We start from the raw sequence: 16,780 nt of genomic DNA on the forward strand, positions 1-16,780 counted from the left end.
TAGATGACGCTGTTCCGCCAGTTAATGATGACGATTATAGCCATCTTTTCATTAATGCTTGTGGTTGTTATGGGCATTAACTTCAATACAACAAAGGGCTATTTGATCGGGCAGCTGGAATCGACAACACAAGATTCAGCAACGTCATTGAGCATGTCAGTTTCTGATTTTATGGCTTTTGAAGACTACGCCTCAGTTGAAAGTAGTATCAATGCTGTGTTTGATAGCGGCTACTTTTCTGAAGTACGGATACATGTTTACGATGGTGACAGAAATATTGCTCGTTCAAATTCGGTCACTGTTGATGGTGTTCCTACATGGTTTGTGAAGCTGATTGATTTCAGAGTGCCTGTTGCGAAAGCCGTTATTTCAAACGGCTGGAGTGAATTGGGTCAGGTTTATATTACAGGCAGTGCTGGTTATGGATACCATCAGCTTTGGCTAGCCACTCGAGATTTGCTGATTTCCTTCTTTATCATAGGTTCCATAACGCTTGTGTTGGGAAGTATTGCTCTACGCTATTTATTTAAGCCTTTGGTTGAGCTAGAAAAACAAGCCGAAGCGATACAGCAAAGGCGTTTTGTAAAAATGCTTAATGTGCCCAAAACTCGTGAGCTTAGGTCTGTCGTTCTTTCTATGAACAGAATGGCTGAAAAGTTAGAAAAAGAGTTTGCTGCTGAAGTGGAAACGGCCCAGTGGTTACAATCCAAAGCCTTTAAAGATCCTGTGAGTGGATTAGGTAACAGGCACTTTTTTGAGAGCCAAATGAAATCGCACTTTTCTGAACGGGAACGCGGTTTTGATGCGTTAGCACTGATTAGTCTTGCTGATTTGGCAAAACTTAATAACGAACAAGGGTATGAGTCTGCAGACCTTTTCATTCAATCTGCGGCTGAGATATTGTCTAAAAAGGTATCGGCAGTATCTAGCTTTGCCACTTTGGCTCGTCTATCTGGTGCAGATTTTGTCTTGTTAATTCCTAATTTTGGTCGTAGTCAGCTTGAGCTGATCGTGTCTGAAATCATGGGCGAGTTAATGGAGCTTCATACCGCAGAGATCAGTTATTCTGAGTCTGTTGCTAATATTGGTGCGGTTATTATCGATGGGAGTGTGGATCGATCTAATGCTATGTCTCAGGCGGATGAGGCGTTACGTGAAGCCAAGCGACAAGGGATTAACACTGCCAAAGTCTTAGGGCTTCAGGGGGCTCAAAGTGTGGCTATCAATCGGACGAAATGGAAGGGAATTATTGAAAATACAATACTCCATCGTTCTTTTAGTCTTAAAAAGCAAAAAGTGGCTTCAATCAATCAATCAACCCCTGAGGTGCTTCATGAAGAAGTCTTTATTGGGTTGGAATATGAAGGGAAAAATTACCACGCTGGGTATTTTATTGGCTTAGCGAATCAGTTTGATCTATGTGATCAGCTAGACCGAGTCATTATTGAACGGGTGATTGACTTTATTAAATCTAGAAATTTAGAGAAGCCTTTGGCCATTAATTTGTCTGCTTCATCCTATGCTAAACCAGAATTTATTTCGTGGTTGGATAAGGTGCTAAGTCAGACCGAAGAGGGTGTTAAGAACAAATTGATCTTTGAAATATCGGAGCAAAGTGTTTTGGCTGAAGAGTCGCAGACTCAAGTGTTAGCCGATCTATTGAAAAAGCATAACGTTGTGTTTGGTATTGATAATGTTGGGAAGCAAATTTCTGCTTTCCAATATTTGCAAATGTTGATGCCAGATTATGTGAAAATTGATTCTTCTTATACGCGTATGGCAGCGGGTAAAGAGTCTGAATCCTTCTTCATGCACACTTTATGTAAGGTGTTTAGTAGCTTGAATATTGATGTCATTGCGACAGGTGTAGAGCATGACAAGCAATTGAAAGCATTGGCTCGTTTTGATGTTGCTGGAGCTCAAGGCTATTGCGTCGGCCGAGCTCAAGAAATGTAACCGCTAATCTGTTGCCTGGAGGCTCTTTTTATATCAAAGAGTCTCCATCAGTGTTTTGGTTCTCTATCATTAGATCGTCTTCACCATTGTGAACACGGCGAACCCATTTTCTACCCAATAATTTTTTCTGGGCAGCCAGAGGAAGTTCAGTAAATTGGATAAGACGCTTTTCCGTTAAGAGGTCGATTAAATCCTCGATGATACGCATCATATCGTTATCGGAATTGGCTAATATTTGTTGGGTGCTGGTGTTTTCTGAGGTGAATTTCTTTTCTAATATCGCCGCAACGGCTGGCTCATTTGGAGCGACCAGTAGGTGATATTCATCCGTTTGAGATGCTGAAACGTCAATGATAACGCCTTCATCGTTCACTTTTGCGTATAGCATTATGGTATCCTCAGTGTGTAAATTTGTATTTCATGCCTTAGTGAGCTTTCTATATTACTTAATAAACACTATTCTAGACAGATACATTATAGATTGGTTTGTAAATAAGACTTTCGGTAGTTTAGGAGAATATAGAGTATGTCTGACTCTGATCAACCAGAACAGAACTCTTCGTCACCTGTAGGAAATGATTCTTATGAAAAAGATAAAGTCATGAATGCCCAAGGCGAAACGGAAAAGACCACGCCAGATCAAGAAGAGTTAGCAAAAGCTGCAGATCAATGGGATATGCAGAGTGCTTCTTTGGAATATCCAAACCCGCTTTTGGATTGCTTGGTGTTACTAAGTAAATATTTCCATAACCCTTATACGGCAGACAGTATTGCCGCTGGATTACCTATTACTGATAACGCAATGACGCCTGAACTATTTCAGCGTGCGGCTAAGCGTATCGGCATCAGTACTCGTTTTGTTAAACGACCTTTAAACAAAATCCCAGATATGGTTTTGCCTGCTGTCCTACTGCTAAAGGATAAGCAGGCTTGTGTTTTATTGGAAATTGATCGAGCTAAAAAAACGGCAAAAATTTTTCGTCCAGAATCTGGTGAAGGTGAGGTGATCCTTTCTTTAGAGGAACTGGAGTCTTCTTTTACTGGTTATAGCTTTTTTGTTCGTCCTTTGTATCAATTCGACAAGCGTTCGACAAAAGCTGATGAAACTGAGCGTAAAAAAGGACATTGGTTCTGGGGAACTATTGCAGGCTCTTGGCGCATATATCGAGATGTGTTTATTGCCTCTCTGCTCATTAACATTTTTGCTGTGGCTAGCCCGCTGTTCGTGATGAATGTTTATGATCGAGTTGTACCAAATAATGCGTTTGACACTCTTTGGGTTTTAGCAATTGGTGCTTCCGTAGTTTATCTATTTGACTTCTTGTTGCGTAGTTTACGATCTTACTTTATTGATATTGCAGGAAAAAAATCAGATATTCTTATCTCGGCTTCTATCTTTTCTCGGGTGAGTAATATCACGATGGCCTCGCGGCCTAAGTCTGTTGGTGCTTTTGCAAAGAACCTCCAAGAATTTGAAAGTATTCGCGACTTTATCACATCGGCGTCCATTACTACTTTGGTTGATATTCCTTTTATGTTTTTGATCATTGGTGTGATTTGGCTGATCGGTGGCCCTGTGGGTTACATTCCGATCATCACCATTGCTCTGATTATCTTGTATAGCTTGATTGTTCAAATTCCACTACGTCGCTCAATAGAAGAAAGTCAGAAAACGGCATCACAAAAGAATGCGGTTCTTATCGAAAGTCTTTATAACGCAGAAAGTGTAAAACTGAATAATGCTGAGGGTGTTTTCCAGACTCAATGGGAGAACGCTGTCGGTAACATTGCTGATTGGGGAGTGAAAACTCGTCAGCTGTCTCAGTCTTGCTCTGCATTTGCTATGGTTGCTCAACAATTGACCACAGTTATTATTGTTATTGTTGGGGTTTACCAGATTTCAGAAGGCCTAATGAGTATGGGGGCGCTAGTTGCTTCCGTTATGTTAACTGGACGAGCGCTTGGTCCTATGGCGCAAGTGGCGAGCTTGGCAACACGTTACAATCAGGCGAAATCTGCTTTCAGTTCATTGAATGAAATTATGTCTTCACCGGTAGAAAACCCAGATGATGTTAAGTTTGTACATCGTCCAGTGTTCAAGGGTGACTTCCAGTTTGAAGCCATTAATTTTTCTTACCCTGACCAAGAGCAAGCTGCGGTTACGGACGTTAATATTAATATCCGACAAGGTGAGAAGGTTGCGATTATTGGGCGTATTGGTTCGGGTAAATCCACATTAGGTAAGTTGATGACTGGCTTGTATACACCAAGCAGTGGAGCAATACGTATTGATGGTGTAGATATTCGACAAGTAAACCCAACAGATTTGCGTCGCAACATTGGCTCTGTTTCTCAAGACGTCAATCTATTCTATGGTTCAATTAAAGACAATATTGTGATGGGTGTTCCATATATGGAAGACGATGCCATCATTCGAGCGTCCGATTTATCAGGTGTTTCGGAGTTCGCTAACCGTAAGCCAAGCGGACTAGACAGCATCGTTGGTGAGCGTGGTGCATTGCTTTCTGGAGGCCAAAGGCAAAGTATTGCGATTGCTCGAGCGCTTTTGTTTGACCCACCAATTTTGATTTTAGACGAGCCAACCGCCTCAATGGATAATACGACAGAGTCACGAATGAAGCGTCGTTTAATGGAAACGGTAAAGGACAAGACTCTTATTTTGATTACACACAAAGCCTCTATGCTGGATATGGTTGATCGCATTATTGTTATGGACAATGGTCGACTCATTGCGGATGGTCCAAAAGCACAAGTGCATGAAGCGCTCCGTCAAGGCAAGTTGAAGGTTAGTTAATAATGAGTAACAAAAATCAAATATCTCAAAATGACTTAGAGTATTTAACAGACCGTAATGCGGCTCTTATGCTTAGAACCCCTAGAGGTGGGCGCATTATTCTCTGGGTTATTTTTATCTTTATCGCAGTTGCGCTTGTTTGGGCGAATTACACCTCATTAGATGAAGTGACGGTTGGAGAGGGTACGGTTATTCCTTCGAGCCAAGTACAGCAAATCCAAAACCTTGAAGGTGGTATTCTAAAAGAGATTAATGCACAAGTTGGCCAAGTGGTGGAAAAAGGCCAAATCTTGATGACAATTGAGAATACAGAAGCACTCTCTACTTTGCGTGAACGACAAGCCGAATATATTAACTTGCAGGTTAGAGCAACTCGACTTCAAGCTGAATCTTACGGTGTTGAGCCAGAATTTGACCAAGATGCGTTAGAGCAATATCCCTTAGTTGTCACGCGAGAACTGGACTTATACAAGAACAAAATAGAGTCGTTGCGAACGAATCAGGTGAGTTTTCAGCAGCAAATAGAGCAAAAGAAACAAGAAATAGTTGAATTGCAAGCGAAGCTAGACAACTTAAGACAAAGTTATGCCTTTTCAAAGGAAGAGTTAGATTTGACTCGCCCTGCGTTTGAGCAAGGTGCCGTTTCTAGAGTGGAATTGCTTCAACTTGAAAGGGAAGTGAATCAGCTTAAAGGGGATTTAGAAGCGACGGAGTTGGCTATTCCTCGAGCAGGTTCTGCACTTAAAGAAGCACAAAGTAAATTAGCGGAAAGTGATGCGCAGTTTCGAACGGAAGCACAAGAAGAGTTAACCAGTGTACGAAGTAAGTTGGATCAATTAAGAGAAAACACTGTATCACTTGAGGATAAGGTATCGAGAACTCAGGTACGATCACCAGTTAAAGGAATTGTAAAACAAATCCAAACCAATACGGTTGGTGGTGTTATTAAGCCGGGCGTCAATATGATGGAAATTGTTCCAATTGAAGATTCTCTATTGATTGAGGCGAAAGTTCGACCAGAAAACATTGGTTTCATTCAACCTGGGTTTAATGCGGTTGTTAAGCTTTCTGCTTATGACTTCGCTATTTTTGGTGGTTTAAATGGTGTGGTTGAAAACATCAGTGCGGATACAATTTTGGATGAAGAAGGAAACAGTTTTTACCTTGTTCGCGTGAGAACAGATAAAAACTATTTAGGAAGCGATGATTCAAAACTCTCTATTATTCCAGGTATGCAATCTACTGTAGACATTATTACGGGTAAGAAGACCTTACTTGATTACCTATTGAAACCAATATTGAAAGCCAAGAATAACGCCCTTAGAGAAAGATAATTACAAAAATAGAATTTGTAATTCTTAAGCTGTAACAAATGTTAACAATGGCAATGCTTTCTACTGGTTAGAATCATTTTAGTTGGAACTGATAACACAACGAGATCTGCTTTGAAAATATTATGTTGGAATACAGATGACGCCGTATGGACACATTGGAATCAAATAGTTAATACCAATGTAGATTTATTTCGAGTTAAAAGTGGAGAAGAAGTTCGTCGATCATTACAAAGCCTATCCACAGATTTTCATTATTGCTTTATTTACTTAGCAGATGATGGGTTTGCGAAAAATGTAGAGGATGTCGTTGCTTTGCGTGCAGAGTTTCCACATCAGAAAGTCATTGTTTTTCCTAATCAATCGAGTCAAGCGGCCGCATTAAGACTTTTTTCTGTTGGTGTTAGTGGCCAGTGTGCTCCTTATATTGGTGAAGAACAATTGTCTCTGGTTTTGTCGGTTGTTGATTCCGGAGAAATTTGGGGTGGAAAAGCTTTTATTCAACAATTGATTTCGCAGTCTGCTGCCAATGCTGTTTATGAAAGTGAGCTTGAGGGGCTATCTGATAGAGAGTTAAGTGTGACGCAATTAGTTGCTCAAGGATTGTCAAATAGAGATATAGCAAATGAGATGGGGATTACAGAACGAACAGTAAAAGCTCATTTGACATCTATCTTCAAAAAAACCAATACAAAAGACAGATTAGCTTTGGCTTTGCTAGCTCAAAACCAATAACAGCGCACCCCAATTTGGAACTTCAGCTTAAATCTCTTGCACCAAATTGGGTCTTTTATTTTCTTTAGATTTCTATTTCTCCCTTTATTTTTTATATATCCCTGTTAATACAGGGATTTTATGAAATATTGTCTTTCTTTTTAGGCTTTAAAATGGCGCATATCTTGCAGTATATAAAAGTATATTTTTATATTTTTTAAGAGAGTGCACTATGTCTGCGCCCCCAGAGAAAGAGTTAACCGTCATGCTTGTTGATAATGAGCCTGCCCGAGCAGCTATTGTAGAGCAAGCAATGACAGACAGTGGCTATCGTGTCATTAGGCGTCTTGAAAATGCCAAAAACCTAACGGAAGCCGTTAATCAATATCAACCTGATATGGTTATTATTGATATTGAATCTCCTGATCGAGATATATTGGAAAATATGTCTCGCCTTACTCAAGATAACCCTCGTCCAATTGTTATGTTTGCCGAAGAAGATGACTCCCGACATGTTGAGGCAGCCATCAGAGCTGGTGTCAGTGCATATGTAGTTGATGGTGTTAATAGCGGAAGTGTCAAAGCACTGTTGCAAGTTGCTATTGCGAGGTTTCGTGAATTTCATGCCTTAAGGTCGGAACTGGAAACAGTTAAAAGCCAATTAGAAGACAGAAAACTTATTGATAAAGCGAAAGGTTTAATTATGAAACATCAGCAATGTGATGAACCCGCCGCCTACAAAGCATTAAGAAAGTTAGCCATGGACCGCAGCCAACGTATGACAGATGTCGCGCGTAACATTATATCGGTAATGGAACTCATGGGAGGTGCAAAGTGAGTCAAAAACAAGAGAATACGACACCTTTGCATAACGGGACTGTTCGTATTGGATTTATTCCATTAATAGATTGCGCTCCTTTTGTTATCGCAAAAGAGAAGGGCTTTTTCGCTTCGGAGAGTGTCGATGTGGAGCTCTCTAAAGAGGCATCTTGGGCGAGTATTCGTGACAAAGTCGCGTTTAATGTACTTGATGGTGCTCATATGTTGGCTTCTATGCCGATAGCAGCCACGTTAGGAATAGGTACCATCAAAAAAGCGATGCAAACCAGCTTTACTGTAAGCCATAACGGAAATGGTATCACCATTGGTAATGCTCTTTATGATCAGCTTCAGCATTATTCTGAGTCAGCTGCAGACATTCGTACGGGGGCAGCGCTCAAAAAACTGATTGATAATCGAGACAGGCAAGATACACCTCTGCGTTTTGCGATTGTATATCCTTATTCATCGCATAATTATCAATTACGAGATTGGTTGAGCCGTGTAGGTATTAACCCAGATGAAGATGTACAAATTACTGTTGTGCCACCAGTGAAAATGCTCGATGCACTTAAGTCAGGTGAGATAGATGGTTATTGTGTGGGTGAGCCTTGGAATAGCCTTGCTGTTGAACAGGGCGTAGGTCATATGTTGGTGACAGGTTATGAAATTTGGGGAAGTACGCCGGAGAAAGTATTTGGTGTGAACTCCTTGTGGGCGGAGCAGAATGAATCAGCTCATTTAGCCATTATTAGAGCGTTAGAAAAAGCATGTGCTTGGGTAGATGAAGCGGAAAATCAAACCGAGCTATTAGAGATATTAAGCCATCCGGATTATTTAAACAGTACAGTTGAACAATTGGTTTACGGCTTTAGTGCGATTAAGCCTAAAGGTCAATTCGATTGGCCGATGGAAGCTTATCAGCGATTTTCTGGAAGTGAGATTAATAAGCCATTACCAAATTACGCGTTGTGGGTGATGGCGCAAATGCACCGTTGGCAGCAACTAGAAGAGGTTCCTTCATTGAATGAAGTGGCTGAGCAAGTGTATCGCAAAGACCTTTATTATAAAGCGTTAGGACTTGATGTAGAGAAAGATGATTCTTGGCGTTTAAGTTCTTCAGCAGAGCCCAATTGGTTAGAAGCTGTATCGACAGGAAATGTTTCTTTGCACCCGGAAGGTATTTTGAAAGGCTTTAGTGAATAACGTGTCTTTTTATGGTGCGGAGTGCGTAAGAAATGAGCACGGTTTAGTGCTTTTTTTATTAAAAGCTGCATGTTTTTCGCTTTAATTCTTTAAAAAGCGTTGTATATCAATAGCTTGTGGTTTTTGGCATATAAAGTGCTTTCTATTTATATATCAAGTTTTAATAAAATTTTGGTGAAGTTGGCAACGATGCCTAACTGTCACCCACATTATTAGCAGTTCAATGTAGAGCTGTTTATGAATGGCAAAGGCGCCTGTGGACACATTAATTGTGATTCGCATGCGCCTTTTTTTGTTTTTTACGTTTCTCAAGTGGAGCATAGTTATGAGTATGAGATCTTTGAAAACGGTTTTATCTTTGCCGGAATTAGTACGTTCAACTAAGAAAGCCAGTGTCTCTTTATTGGTTGGATCTGCACTTTTGTCTGGGGTTGCTCATGCTGAGCTTGGTTACCCAGAAAAAGAAGAGCTGAAGTTTGGGTTTATTAAATTAACCGATATGGCTCCATTAGCAATTGCATATGAAAAAGGCTATTTCGAAGATGAAGGTTTGTATGTCACGTTAGAAGCACAAGCAAACTGGAAAGTACTATTAGACCGAGTGATTGATGGTCAGTTGGATGGTGCTCATATGTTGGCGGGTCAGCCTTTGGGTGCGACGATTGGTTACGGAACCGAAGCTCATATCGTGACGGCTTTCAGTATGGATTTGAATGGTAACGGCATCACAGTTTCCAATGATGTTTGGGCTGAGATGAAAAAGAACATTCCAAATGGACCAGATGGAAAGCCTGTTCATCCAATTAGTGCCAGTGCTTTAAAACCTGTTATCGATGGTTATAAGGCAGAGGGTAAACCTTTCAAAATGGGAATGGTGTTTCCTGTTTCTACTCACAACTATGAATTACGTTATTGGTTAGCAGCTGGTGGTATTCATCCTGGTTACTATGCGCCAGCGAAAGGCGACACAAGTGGTCAGATTGATGCAGATGCCTTGTTGTCAGTAACACCGCCACCGCAAATGCCAGCAACAATGGAAGCCGGAACCATTCACGGTTACTGCGTGGGTGAACCTTGGAACCAGCAAGCAGTATTTAAAGGTATTGGTGTTCCAGTTATTACCGATTACGAAATCTGGAAAAACAACCCAGAGAAAGTATTTGGTGTGAGTGGTGATTGGGCAGAAGAATATCCCAATACACACATTCGTGTTGTAAAAGCCATGATTCGTGCAGCGAAATGGTTGGATGAAAATAACAATGCTAACCGTCCTGAAGCAGTAGAAATATTGTCTCGTAGTGATTATGTCGGTGCCGATTACGACGTTATTGCTAACAGTATGACAGGGACCTTTGAGTATGAAAAAGGCGACAAGCGCGAAGTGCCTGACTTCAACGTATTTTTCCGTCATAACGCAACTTACCCTTACTACAGTGATGCGATCTGGTACCTGACTCAAATGCGTCGTTGGGGACAAATTGCAGAGCCTAAATCAGATGAATGGTTCATGAACGTAGCGAAAGAAGTGTACCGTCCAGACATTTATGCTCAAGCGGCCAACGCCTTGATCGAAGATGGTTTGATGGTGGCATCTGAGTTTCCAGATTTTGAAACAGAAGATGGCTTCAAAGCGCCGCAAAGTGACTTTATCGATGGTGTTACTTATGACGGTAAAAAACCAAATGATTACTTGAAAAGCTTTGAAATTGGTTTGAAAGGCGACGACCAAATATAAGTAAAGCGAATAATAAGGCAGTCAGTCAGGCTGTCTTATTTTGTTAAACAGAGTGAGAGAGAAATATGAATATACCGAGCTTATCCATAGCGTCATTGAAAGACAAAGTAGAAAGCATTTCATTGAAAAGCTTGTTACTTCCTCTTTTTGGGATTTTGGTTTTTATTTCGTTATGGCAGGTTGGTGCAAGCCGAGTTCATACTTCTTTAGGGGAGTTCCCTGGGCCATCTGTTGTATACGAGCAATGGAATAGCCTTGTGGCTGAACATCAAAACGAACGAGTTAAGGAAGAAGCGTTTTACGAGCGCCAAGAAAAACGTATAGAAGCGCGCCAAGCGAAAGATCCTAGCTATGTTGGTAAGTTAAGAGATTACACAGGTAAGCCCACCTTTTTTGATCAAATATTTACAAGCCTTTATACCGTATTGGCAGGTTTTGGATTAGCGAGTCTTATCGCCATTCCACTTGGTATTTTAATTGGTCTTAATAGTTCAGTTTACAGTGCTCTTAATCCGGTTATTCAAGTATTCAAACCGGTTTCACCGCTTGCCTGGTTGCCTTTGGTTACCATGGTTGTGAGTGCGACCTATGTTACGGACGACCCAATGTTTTCGAAATCTTTCCTAACCTCCATGTTTACGGTGACGTTATGTTGCATGTGGCCGACTTTGATTAACACGGCCGTTGGTGTGGCAGCGGTAGAGAAAGACTTGTTAAACGTGTCAAAAGTATTGCGCCTGAATTGGATGACTCATGTCATCAAGATTGTTATCCCTTCTGCTATCCCATTGATGTTTACCGGACTTCGTTTGTCTTTAGGTATTGCTTGGATGGTTCTTATCGCAGCAGAGATGCTGGCTCAAAATCCAGGTTTAGGTAAGTTTGTTTGGGATGAATTCCAAAACGGTAGTTCAAACTCGCTAGGGCGAATTATGGTGGCGGTGTTGATGATTGGTTTTATCGGATTTTTATTAGACCGAGCCATGCTTGTAGTTCAGCGTTTTGTCTCTTGGGATAAAACACAAGTATTACGTTAATGGTTAACTAGATAAGGCTAAGTAGGAGAGAAATATGTCAACCCATTTGGATATCAGTAAAGTTTCTATCGAGTTTCCAACCCCAAAAGGTTCGTTTAAAGCGCTTGATAATGTCAGTTTAAAAATTAATAAAGGGGAATTTGTTTCCCTGATTGGTCACTCTGGTTGTGGTAAATCTACTGTTCTGAATATTGTTGCCGGTCTTTATGATGCAACCGAAGGCGGTATTTTACTCGATGGAAAAGAGGTAAAAGGCCCAGGTCCAGAGCGTGCGGTTGTTTTCCAAAACCACTCATTGTTACCTTGGTTGACGTCATACCAAAATGTTGAATTGGCGGTTAAGCAGGTTTTCAAGAAGACAAAATCTAAAAAAGAAATGCATGAATGGATTATGCACAACCTAGAGCTTGTGCATATGACTCATGCGGCAGACAAACGCCCTGATGAAATTTCAGGTGGTATGAAGCAGCGTGTAGGTATTGCGCGTGCGTTGGCAATGGAGCCAAGTGTTTTATTAATGGATGAACCTTTTGGTGCACTGGATGCTTTAACGCGAGCACACCTTCAAGACTCTTTGATGGAAATTCAAAAAGACCTAAATAACACCGTCATTATGATTACTCATGATGTTGATGAAGCTGTCTTACTGTCTGATCGTATAGTCATGATGACGAATGGTCCAGAGGCGACCATAGGCGAAATTCTTCATGTGGATTTAGAGCGTCCACGAGACAGATTGGCATTGGCTAATGACCCTAAATATGTCGATTACCGTGCACAAGTACTGACTTTCCTATATGAAAAACAGCGCAAAGTTGAGCCTATTTCTGCTGCGAAAGCGAAAAAAACAGCAGACACAAATGCAGCGGCGAGCGCTTAATAATATGCGTCAGGCAGGCTGCGTTCGCATTGTTATTGTTGGTGCTGGAATGGCAGGCAGCAAGCTGGCGTTTGATTTGATGCAGCAAAAAAATGCGAATTATTCTATTACCTTGATTGGTGAAGAAGCTCAGGTTGGATACAACCGAATCATGTTGTCTTCCTTGTTAGCCAAAGACATCTCGGATCATGAAATGTCTTTGGTGGACACGGCAAAAATGCAGCAAGAAGGTGTGTCTATTATTGCTGGTGATGGGGTTGAGAGCATTGACCTTGAGGCGAAAGTGGTTTGTTTGGCCAGCGCTAAAGCCATTGGCTATGACAAATTGATTATGGCAACAGGTTCACGAGCAAGAATCTTACCTATCGATGGGGCGAAGGCGTCAAATGTGATGGGCTTTCGTACCTGGAGCGATGTCAACGTTATGGCGAGCCTTCAAGACAATCAGTCTGTTTGCGTGATTGGTGGCGGCTTGCTGGGATTAGAAGCGGCTGTTGGACTGGTTAAGCGAGGTCATAAAGTGACTGTTTTTCATCGCTCAAAATGGTTATTGAACCGACAGCTAGACGCTGAATCTGCTGCTTTGTTACGTAGCCGGTTAGAGCAGATGGGAATTGAGTTTCGTCTGGGGGAATCGCCATCTTCTTTTATTCAATCAGAAAACGGTCTCGTTAATCAGGTTGTGCGCGCGGATGGTGAGCGAATGGCGGCTGACTTAGTTGTTATGGCAGCAGGAATTTCACCAGAAATAGCTTTGGCAAAGTCGGCAGGTTTAAAAACTAATCAAGCGATTGTAGTGGATGAAAAAATGCAGACGTCCCATCGAGATGTTTTTGCATTAGGCGAATGCTGTGAATTTGACCAGCAAACTTTTGGTCTGGTAGCTCCTATTTGGGATCAGATAAAAGTGCTAATCAGTGTGCTGAATGACAAAGACGCCAGCTTTTCAATTGAACCAACGCCAACCAAATTAAAAGTATCTGGTGTGAATCTTTTTTCAGTCGGGAAGATTCAAGCCGATCCGGAAGACTCGTGCATCTTCTTTAAAGATGTAGGAGCCAATCATTACCGCAAACTGATCGTCAACGATGGCGTATTAGTTGGGGCAATTCTTTATGGCAACGTTGCCGATGGGAGCTGGTATTTCCAGCTAATTCAAAACAAAACTAATGTCTCTGACATGCTTGAACTACTGGTGTTTGGGGAAGCATATTGCTGCCCAAAAGTTGCCTAATTAAGCGGTTTTAGACGTTGCTAGTTAAAAGCAAGGGGAACACGATGACATCTAATATACCTCTATCGGCCAATAAACCACGTCTTGTTGTAGTGGGGAATGGCATGGTCGGCCACCATTTTGTTGAACAAATTATTGCCCAAGGTGGTCACGAAACTTTTCATATTACGGTATTTGGTGAAGAGCCACATTTAGCCTATGACCGTGTGCATCTCAGTGAGTATTTTACCGGTAAAGGCGCAGCTGATTTGGCTATGACGGACGGTACGCTATATGACGACAATGGCGTTCGTTATTTTACAAACAGTCTTGTCACCGAGATTGATCGCGAAACCAAAACACTACTCTTGCAAAATGGTGATTCATTACCGTATGACAAGCTTGTTTTGGCCACGGGCTCTTATCCTTTTGTTCCGCCAATTCCGGGTCACAAACGTGATAACACCTTTGTTTATCGAACATTAGAAGACTTAGATGCCATTAGAGATTGTGCCAAGAAAGTGACTCGTGGCACGGTTGTTGGTGGTGGTTTGTTAGGTTTGGAAGCTGCGAACGCCTTAAAGAATCTAGGGTTAGAAACCAGCGTTGTGGAGTTTGCTCCTCGACTTATGCCTGTTCAGCTAGATGAAAAGGGCGGTAGTGTTCTGAAAGGAATGATCGAAGCCTTAGGTGTGAAGGTTTATACCGACACAGCGACACAAGAAATTGTCGATGGAGAAGCGGCTTTCCATCGCATGAATTTTGCCGATGGCACACACCTTGAAACAGATTTGATTTTGTTCTCTGCAGGTATTCGACCTCAAGACGCATTGGCGAAACAGTCTGGTCTAGAAATGGGCGAGCGTGGCGGTATCACTATTAATAACCAATGCCAAACCAGCGATGCAGATATTTACTCGATTGGTGAGTGTGCGCTTTGGAATAACCGAATCTTTGGTTTAGTTGCACCAGGTTATACCATGGCGAAAGCGGCGGCAGGCCATTTGATGGGCGATGCTGGCTTGTCATTTACTGGCGCAGATATGAGTACCAAGTTGAAGCTGCTTGGTTGTGATGTGGGATCGGTGGGTGATGCTCATGGCACTTCACAAGGCTGCAAAGTTTTTGTTTATCAAGATGAGTTGAGCCAAAGCTATCGTAAAATGGTTGTCTCAGAAGACGGTAAAAAACTGTTAGGCGCGGTGCTAGTCGGTGACAACAGCTATTACGATACCTTGTTGCAATACTATTTGAATGCGATTGATCTGCCTGAACAAGCGCAGTCTTTGATTTTACCAGCAATGGATGGCGCACCTGCTGCATTGGGTGTTGATGCTTTGCCAGCGACAGCGTCAATTTGTAGTTGTCACAACGTATCGAAGCAAGATATCAGCGATGCTGTCTGTGGTGGTGCTTTGTCTGTTGGTGATGTGAAAGGAGTGACAAAAGCCGGAACGGGTTGTGGTGGCTGTGCAGCTTTGTTAAAAAAGGTAGTCGACAATGAACTGCTTGCGCTAGGGGTTGAAGTCAGTACAGATATTTGTGAACACTTTGCCTACACGCGTCAGGATTTATATAACATCATCAAAATAGGCAAGATCAAAAGCTTTGACGAGTTATTAGAAAAACACGGCAAAGGCCACGGTTGTGAAATATGTAAGCCAGCAGTTGGCTCTATCTTAGCCAGTGTTTGGAACGAATATGTTCTGAAAAAAGAACACATTATCCTGCAAGACACTAATGACCGCTTCCTAGGTAACATGCAGAAAGACGGTACTTATTCTATCGTTCCTCGTATTCCAGGCGGTGAAATTACACCAGAAAAATTGATTGTGCTTGGTGAAGTGGCTAAAGAATATAAGTTGTACACCAAGATTACAGGTGGTCAGCGTATTGATTTATTTGGTGCGACTTTACCTCAATTGCCAGAAATCTGGGGTAAGTTAGTCGCTGCGGGGTTTGAGACGGGTCAAGCCTATGGTAAGTCATTACGAACTGTTAAGTCTTGTGTTGGTAGTACTTGGTGTCGTTATGGTGTGAATGACAGTATGACCATGGCGGTTGATTTAGAGAACCGTTACAAAGGTTTGCGCTCTCCTCATAAGATTAAATTTGCTGTGTCTGGTTGTACTCGTGAATGTGCAGAAGCGCAAAGTAAAGACATTGGTGTTATTGCAACAGAAGGCGGTTGGAATCTTTATGTCTGTGGTAACGGTGGTATGAAACCTCGTCACGGCGACTTATTTGCTACAGACTTAGATGACGAAACACTCATTAAATACATTGATCGCGTACTCATGTTCTACACAAAAACCGCGGATCGACTACAGCGAACTTCGGTTTGGATGGATGGTCTTGAAGGCGGTCTAGAGTATCTAAAAGAAGTGGTTATAGAAGATAAATTAGGTATGTGTGACGAGCTGGATGCGGCGATGAATTATGTTGTTGATACCTTCCAGTGTGAGTGGAAAACAACATTGGAAGATCCAGAAGCACTGAAAACATTCCGTCAGTTTGTTAACTATGATGGTGTTGATGACAATGTTGTTTTCGTTGAAGAGCGTGATCAAATTCGCCCTGCGACAGAAAAAGAAAAGTTAGAATTGATTGCGAAGGTGGGTTAATAAGATGGCATCACAATGGAAATTAGTTTGTAAACAAGGTGATCTTATTAGAGGTGCTGGGGTAGCGGCTATGGTCGATGGTCAGCAAGTGGCACTTTTTTATATTCCTGAGTCTGATGATAAGGTGTTTGCTATCGGTAATTGGGATCCATTCGGCAAGGCGAACGTTTTGTCTCGCGGTTTAGTTGCTCACCTCCAAGGTAATTGGACGGTTGCTAGTCCTTTGTATAAACAACACTTTGTGTTGTCTTCTGGAGACTGTCTGGAAGACGACGCGGTTCGAATTCCTTACTGGAAAGCGAAACTAGAAGGAGATGAGGTGTACATTTCTGAGCCTTAATACGCATAGGTTGCATTGTTTTGGTGCGAAGGCTTTGAGGTCTTATAGTGTCAGTAAAAGGTAACTTGTCCATTTATAGGGAATTGGTAACGAATACATGGATTTAATGC

13 protein-coding genes are annotated in these 16,780 nt (G+C 41.8%); 12 read left to right on the forward strand and 1 reads right to left on the reverse strand.

What is annotated here, in order from left to right; translation table 11 throughout:
• Positions 1-3: 3 nt before the first annotated feature.
• The gene (locus tag AC0L46_RS14345; protein WP_473504545.1) at positions 4-1,956 is read left to right on the forward strand and encodes a bifunctional diguanylate cyclase/phosphodiesterase; all 1,953 of its coding nucleotides are present in this window, start codon (positions 4-6) and stop codon (positions 1,954-1,956) included.
• A 28-nt stretch (positions 1,957-1,984) separates the two neighbouring features.
• Here AC0L46_RS14345 and AC0L46_RS14350 read toward each other — a convergent pair whose 3' ends face one another.
• Positions 1,985-2,344: a hypothetical protein gene (locus tag AC0L46_RS14350; RefSeq protein ID WP_473504547.1), complete on the reverse strand. Its 360-nt coding sequence runs from the start codon at positions 2,342-2,344 to the stop codon at positions 1,985-1,987.
• Positions 2,345-2,482: 138 nt separating this feature from the next.
• Between AC0L46_RS14350 and AC0L46_RS14355 the strand changes: the two genes are divergently transcribed.
• The 11 genes from AC0L46_RS14355 (at position 2,483) to nirD (ending at position 16,670) form a co-directional block, all read left to right on the forward strand.
• Positions 2,483-4,771 carry a type I secretion system permease/ATPase gene (locus tag AC0L46_RS14355; RefSeq protein ID WP_473504549.1) on the forward strand — a complete coding sequence of 763 codons (2,289 nt, stop codon included), beginning with the start codon at positions 2,483-2,485 and terminating at the stop codon, positions 4,769-4,771.
• 2 nt (positions 4,772-4,773) lie between these two features.
• Positions 4,774-6,105, forward strand: coding sequence for an HlyD family type I secretion periplasmic adaptor subunit (locus AC0L46_RS14360; RefSeq protein WP_414680087.1), 1,332 nt, complete (start codon positions 4,774-4,776; stop codon positions 6,103-6,105).
• 111 nt (positions 6,106-6,216) lie between these two features.
• Positions 6,217-6,837 carry a response regulator transcription factor gene (locus AC0L46_RS14365; protein WP_473504551.1) on the forward strand — a complete coding sequence of 207 codons (621 nt, stop codon included), beginning with the start codon at positions 6,217-6,219 and terminating at the stop codon, positions 6,835-6,837.
• Positions 6,838-7,048: 211 nt separating this feature from the next.
• The gene (locus tag AC0L46_RS14370) at positions 7,049-7,654 is read left to right on the forward strand and encodes an ANTAR domain-containing response regulator (protein WP_414680085.1); all 606 of its coding nucleotides are present in this window, start codon (positions 7,049-7,051) and stop codon (positions 7,652-7,654) included.
• Complete coding sequence (locus AC0L46_RS14375) at positions 7,651-8,841, forward strand: CmpA/NrtA family ABC transporter substrate-binding protein (RefSeq protein ID WP_473504554.1); 1,191 nt, start codon at positions 7,651-7,653, stop codon at positions 8,839-8,841. Before AC0L46_RS14370 ends, AC0L46_RS14375 begins: the two co-directional genes overlap by 4 nt.
• 325 nt (positions 8,842-9,166) lie before the next feature.
• The gene (locus tag AC0L46_RS14380) at positions 9,167-10,576 is read left to right on the forward strand and encodes a CmpA/NrtA family ABC transporter substrate-binding protein (RefSeq protein ID WP_414680083.1); all 1,410 of its coding nucleotides are present in this window, start codon (positions 9,167-9,169) and stop codon (positions 10,574-10,576) included.
• 65 nt (positions 10,577-10,641) lie between these two features.
• Entirely contained in the window at positions 10,642-11,613 is a 972-nt protein-coding gene (locus AC0L46_RS14385) for an ABC transporter permease (RefSeq protein WP_347983879.1), read from the forward strand.
• A gap of 34 nt (positions 11,614-11,647) precedes the next feature.
• The gene (locus AC0L46_RS14390) at positions 11,648-12,493 is read left to right on the forward strand and encodes an ABC transporter ATP-binding protein (RefSeq protein WP_414680082.1); all 846 of its coding nucleotides are present in this window, start codon (positions 11,648-11,650) and stop codon (positions 12,491-12,493) included.
• Entirely contained in the window at positions 12,474-13,727 is a 1,254-nt protein-coding gene (locus AC0L46_RS14395) for an NAD(P)/FAD-dependent oxidoreductase (RefSeq protein ID WP_473504557.1), read from the forward strand. Before AC0L46_RS14390 ends, AC0L46_RS14395 begins: the two co-directional genes overlap by 20 nt.
• Before the next feature lie 44 nt (positions 13,728-13,771).
• Positions 13,772-16,330, forward strand: coding sequence for a nitrite reductase large subunit NirB (nirB, locus tag AC0L46_RS14400; protein WP_473504559.1), 2,559 nt, complete (start codon positions 13,772-13,774; stop codon positions 16,328-16,330).
• A 4-nt stretch (positions 16,331-16,334) separates the two neighbouring features.
• Complete coding sequence (nirD, locus tag AC0L46_RS14405) at positions 16,335-16,670, forward strand: nitrite reductase small subunit NirD (RefSeq protein ID WP_473504561.1); 336 nt, start codon at positions 16,335-16,337, stop codon at positions 16,668-16,670.
• The last annotated feature ends 110 nt before the right edge of the window (positions 16,671-16,780 follow it).

It is taken from the genome of Marinomonas sp. 15G6-16, from assembly GCF_055809555.1.